This window comes from Streptomyces sp. NPDC001156 (assembly GCF_053598275.1).
The window spans coordinates 1-5,267 of sequence record NZ_JBSFJX010000348.1; the positions used below are offsets into that span (position 1 = coordinate 1).

Annotated in this window: 3 protein-coding genes and 2 pseudogenes; 3 read left to right on the forward strand and 2 right to left on the reverse strand. The window is 72.0% G+C overall.

The window, feature by feature from the left end:
- Positions 1-272: 272 nt before the first annotated feature.
- A pseudogene (locus ACWDA7_RS49870) lies at positions 273-434 on the forward strand (transposase); the annotation flags it as partial.
- Positions 435-876: 442 nt separating this feature from the next.
- Here the strand turns inward: ACWDA7_RS49870 and ACWDA7_RS49875 are convergent.
- Entirely contained in the window at positions 877-1,143 is a 267-nt protein-coding gene (locus ACWDA7_RS49875; RefSeq protein WP_450614481.1) for a hypothetical protein, read from the reverse strand.
- A gap of 224 nt (positions 1,144-1,367) precedes the next feature.
- On the opposite strand from ACWDA7_RS49875, the gene ACWDA7_RS49880 reads away from it, so the two are divergent.
- The gene (locus ACWDA7_RS49880; protein ID WP_450614483.1) at positions 1,368-4,490 is read left to right on the forward strand and encodes a helix-turn-helix transcriptional regulator; all 3,123 of its coding nucleotides are present in this window, start codon (positions 1,368-1,370) and stop codon (positions 4,488-4,490) included.
- A gap of 179 nt (positions 4,491-4,669) precedes the next feature.
- Here the strand turns inward: ACWDA7_RS49880 and ACWDA7_RS49885 are convergent, their stop codons facing one another.
- Positions 4,670-4,957: a carboxypeptidase-like regulatory domain-containing protein gene (locus tag ACWDA7_RS49885; RefSeq protein WP_450614485.1), complete on the reverse strand. Its 288-nt coding sequence runs from the start codon at positions 4,955-4,957 to the stop codon at positions 4,670-4,672.
- A gap of 86 nt (positions 4,958-5,043) precedes the next feature.
- Here ACWDA7_RS49885 and ACWDA7_RS49890 point away from each other — a divergent pair.
- A pseudogene (locus ACWDA7_RS49890) lies at positions 5,044-5,267 on the forward strand (IS200/IS605 family accessory protein TnpB-related protein); the annotation flags it as partial.

Genomic DNA, 5,267 nt, shown 5'->3' on the forward strand with positions numbered 1-5,267 from the left:
CCAGGGCCATGCTGGACGCCCTGGTCGCGGGCGAGCGTGACCCGCAGGTGCTGGCGGACTTGGCGCTGGGCAGCCTGCAGGGCAAGGTACCCCTGACCCGGGCGCTGACCGGCAGCTTCAGTGAGCACCACGCGTTCATGGTCGCCTCGATGCTCCGGGCGATCGACGAGGCCGACGCGCGAATCGCGCGGCTCAGTGAGGAGATCAACCGGCAGTTGCTGCCCCTGCGGCAGGTCGAGCTGCTGATCACCATCCCCGGAATCAGCCTGGTCATGGCCCAGATCCTGATCGCTGAGGTGGGTGTGGACATGGGCCGCTTCGCCACCGCCGGGCACCTCGCCTCGTGGGCCGGAATGTGCCCGGGCAACAAGGAGTCGGCCGGCAAACGGCTGTCCGGCCGCACCCGCCACGGTGACACCTGGCTCAAGACCGCACTGTTCCTGGCCGGCGCCACCGCCGCCCGCAGCAAGGGCACCTACCTCGGCGCCCAGTACCGAAGGCTCGTCCCCCACCGCGGAGCCAAGCGCGCCACCATCGCGGTCGGCCACTCGATCCTGGTCGCTGCCTGGCACATCCTGCGCGACCTGGTCCCCTACCGGGACCTCGGCCCCGACCACTTCACCAACCGGCTCGGCAAGGAAAGACACACCCGCCGCCTGATCGCCCAACTCGCCGCCCTCGGCCTCGACGTCACCGTCACCCGCGAGAGGGAGCCGCTTGACCTGCACCGACGCGCATCAGCTCAGGTCATTTTCAAGAGAGTGAGCAGGAGTGGGTCTTGTACCCAATCCTGGTCAACTGGCGCATCCCGAACGGTGGTGGATGCACTGGTTGCGGCGCGGCCCGGAGAGACGCGGTCAGGCCGACCACGGCCGGTCAGGGACTGTCTCCGTGCCAGTCGAACCTTTGCCGGTCCGTCGACCTCGGGGCGTAAAGGGCACGACCGCCAGGGCCATACCGGCCTATCTCCGTGGTCAAGGCGACGCCTTCGTTCAGCTCGTGGTCGGGCCAGCCTGTGATGTCCAGGAGAAGACCGTCCAGCGGGCCGCCCACCAGCTCCACATACATGCGCCCCTGTCGCGGCCCGGCGTCCTCGTGGTCGGCCCCGTAGACCCGGCCCCGCATGAACTCCAGTTCATCCATGCCCAACAGGGTCGCAGCCGCCACCGACAGCCTGCGTGACTAATCCGCGTCAGAGGCGTTGAACATGGCATCGCGCATGACTATCCGTCCCCCGCGGATACGCGATCCAGTAGGGGCCCGAACCCTGCCCGGCTTCGGGCCCTTGCTCATACCCAGCCGTGCCGCACGTCTTGCGAGCAGGCACGGACGGTCCAACGTGCGGGGCGTCGTGCCATGCTGCCGCCATGGAGCAGCATGTGGGGTACCGGGGCCAGATGATCGTGCAGGCCGCGGTCCTGCCAGTCAGGGCCGACATGGATCGGCACGCAGGGGACCGCGAGCGGGAAGCTCCTTGCCAGGTCGCACCCCCGCGATTCGTCGGTCGCGAGGTCGAGTTGGGCCGGTTGGCCGATGCCTTGAGTCGCCCGCCCGCCGTGGTGCTGGTCGAGGGCGAGGCCGGGATCGGGAAGAGCCGGCTCATCCGCGAGGCCGTGGAGGCGATGGCCGTCCTCCAGGCGGTTGAGGGAGCCGCCGTGCCGGGCCGCCGAGTGTTGACGGCCGTATGCCCGCCGTTTCGCGAACCGATGACGCTCGGCCCGATCGTGGACGCCGTGCGCCAGGCTCGGGCCGACGTCTCTGGTCTCGGGCTGACCGCGCTCGCGGGGACGCTGCGGCCGTTCTTCCCCGAGTGGGCCGAGGGGCTCCCGGACGCGCCCGAGCCCCTGGCCGACGCCCGTGCCGCACGCCACCGCCTGATGCGCGCGCTGGCGGAGCTACTGGACCGGATCGGCATCGAGGTCCTGATCGTGGAGGACGTCCACTGGGCGGACGAAGCGACCATGGAGTTCCTGCTCTTCCTCGCCTCCCAGCAGCCGCAGCAGGTCAGCCTGTTGCTGACCTACCGTCCCGAGGACCTTCCGGCTGACTCCCTGTTGCCGCGCCTGTCCTCCCGGCTGCAGCCCGGCGTGAGCCACGCCCGCATCGCGCTCGGCGGCTTGGGCGCACTGCAGGTCACGGAACTGGTGTCGTCCATGCTGGGCGGCGAGCACGTCTCCACCGTCTTTGCGGCGTTCCTGCACGAGCACACCGAAGGGGTGCCCCTGGCACTGGAGGAGTCGGTTCGTCTGCTGCACGACCGCGCGGACCTGGTCCGGCGGGACGGCCGGTGGACCCGCAGGTCGCTTGGCGAGATCGCCGTCCCGCCGTCCCTCCGGGACGCCGTCGCCGAGCGGGTCCGCGGACTCCACCCGGCCGCGCAGGCGGTGCTCCTCGCCGCCGCGGTCCTCATCGATCCCGCGGACGAGGCCGCCTTGTCCGCCGTCAGCGGGCTGCCGCCGGACCAGACCGACCCGGCGATCCGGGAGGCCGTCCGCAGCGGGCTGGTCGCCGAGGACGATGCCGGCCGGATCGCCTTCCGTCACGTCCTGGCGGCCAGGGCTGTCTACGACAGGGCCGCGGGTCCCGACCGCCGGGACGCGCACCAGCGGGCGGCCGGGGTCCTGGAGGCCGCGCGGCACGCACCGGTCGGGCGGCTGGCCTACCACTTCCGGAAGGCGCGCGACGTGGCGAAGTGGCGCCGGTACGCCGAGCAGGCCGCCGATCTGGCCTTGTCCTCCGGCGATCACCCGACCGCGGTGACCTTCCTGACCGACCTGCTCGACGAGAGCGGGTTGCCGGGCGGGGACGTGGCGCGGATCGCGAAGAAGATGCCGCTGCTCGCGTTCACCGGATACCTGGGCCGTGTCGATCTGGTCAGCAGGCTGCGCGCCGTCCTGGCGGACGAGCGGTTCGACGTGCACGACCGTGCCCGGATACGGGCCCAGCTCGGCCGCATGCTCATGCACGCGGGCGAGTTGGAGGCGGGCTCGGAGGAGGTGAAGCGGGCGATTCCCGATCTTGCCCACAGCCCGTTCGAGACGGCGCAGGCGATGATCATGCTCGGCGGTCCGTCGGGCCTGCTGTGGCCGGCGAAGGAGCACCGACGCTGGCTCGACCTGGCCGCGCGTGTGCCGGACGCCTCGATGTCCGAGGGGGACCGCCAGAGCCTGTTGATCGACCGGACGACCGCGCTGCTGGGCCTGGGCGAGGCGTCCGGGTGGGACCTGGCGCGCCAGTTCTCCGCCGAGGTGTCCACGTCGCAGGGCGCGCTCATGGCCGCCCGTGCGTCCTTGAATTTCGGGAACGCCGCCATGCGGTGGGGCCGATACCCGGAGGCGCGGCGGCGGCTGGCGAACGGGGCCGACATCGCGGGCCGTCACCGCTACCAGCGGCTGCGGGACCTGGCGGTGGTCACTTTGGTGCACCTGGACTGGTTCACCGGCGCGTGGGCCGGTCTCGCAGAACGCGCCGGCCGTTGGGCGCAACTGGACGAGGAACCGCTGATCCAGCTCGACAGCCAGCTGGTCATCGGGCTGCTCGGCGCCGCCGCGGGGGGTGATCGCTCCACCGAGGACACCTTGCGGCTGGTACGCGACGAGAGCGCGCGCCGCGGCGTCGTGGATATGTCCTTGGAGTCGACCGCCGCGCTCGCCCGTCTCCGGCTCGCCCGCCGCGACGTGGCCGGGGCCCTGGCGCTGACCGACGAGGCGGAACAGGTGGTGGCCGGCAAAGGGATGTGGCTGTGGGCCACCGAGACCGTGCCGGTGCGCGTCGAGGCACTGGTGCTCGCGGACCGGCGGGCCGAGGCCGAAGCGCTGGTGGCGGCGTTCGACCGGGGCTTGGAAGGCCGCGACGTCGAGGCCGCCCGGGCGGCCCTGCTCTCGTGTCGCGGACTGCTCGCCGAGGGGCAGCGGGAGTACGCCGCGGCAGCCGCCGCATGGCACAGTGCCGCGGCGGCCTGGCAGAACCTGCCGAGGCCGTACGAAGCGCTGCTGGCCCGTGAACGGCAGGCGGGCTGCCTGCTGGGCGCGGGCGATCGGGCGGCGGCCCTGGCACAGTGGGCCGCGGTCGCGCGGGAGCTGCTCGTTCTCGGCGCGAGGAGCGACGCCGACCGGGTCCTGCATACCCTGCGCGAGCACGGTGCGGTGACTGGCGATCAGCCCGGTGCCGGCCGCCGCCGCGGCTACGGGCACCAGCTCTCGCCCAAGGAATTGGACGTGGTGGTGCTGCTGCTCGGCGGCCTGTCGAACCGTGAGATCGCCGACACGCTCTCCCGCTCGCCCAAGACCGTGGCGGCCCAACTGAACTCGGCGATGCGCAAGCACAGAGTGTCCTCGCGGACCGCCCTGGCCGTCGTGGTGACCCAGCGGGCCCTCAACCCCGACTTCTCCGCCGAGGTCCCCGAACGGCTCCGCACTGCCGCTCTGTCCGTCACGGCGCCAGCACCCGGCGCCTCGCAGAACGGCGATCCGCTGAGTACCGTTTCCTGACGGCGCCGGCAGTCCGTTCCCTCCGGCGCGGGCGACGTCGGGCGCGGAGGGCCCGACCTGGCCTGGTTCGGAGGCGTCCGGCCCCCTCGCGGCTCCGCCCCACCGGGAGACCCAGCGGGGCGGAGATCTGCCGCACTGCGTCGGGGCCGGCCACGGAGGGCTGCCGGACCCGGTGTCCGTCAGGCGGTCGACAGGGCGAAGTCGGCCCTCGTGTCCCGGCCTTGTCTCGCGGTCACATTCCGGGCCGCGCCGGCGTGCCCGTCGTCGCTGACGGCGGTCGTCAGCGCGCCCGGGGCGAGCCACACGTGGTACTGGCCGTGGCTGTCGGTCGTGACCGAGATCGGGCTCCTGCCCGCGCGGGACACGGAGACCGTGGCCCCCGCGAGGGGGTTGGGAGCTGTTCGGTTTCGGATGTGCAGGAGTGTGTGTGCGTGTGCACGAGCATGTACTGGTTCGTGGTGGTGCAGCGCGCACGACGCATGGCGGGCACTGTCAGTGCCGGCCGGTACCGTTCTTCCTGTTGCCGATCAAGCGTTGGGGAGGGGGCACATCGATGCGAGGTGAGTCGCTGCGCACGATCGCTGCCCCCTTCGTGGCCCTCGGCCCGTCCGGCGTGGCGATCCGCACCCGCATCAAGGGCCTCACGCCGGACGACGAGCAGGTGTTACGTCTGGTCGGCGCACATCTGGGGTCGCTGGCCTCGAAGGATCTCAAACGCCGGTGCGCCGAGGGCCTGGAGCACTCCACGGATACATGGGCGCAGCGCAAGCGGGCCCT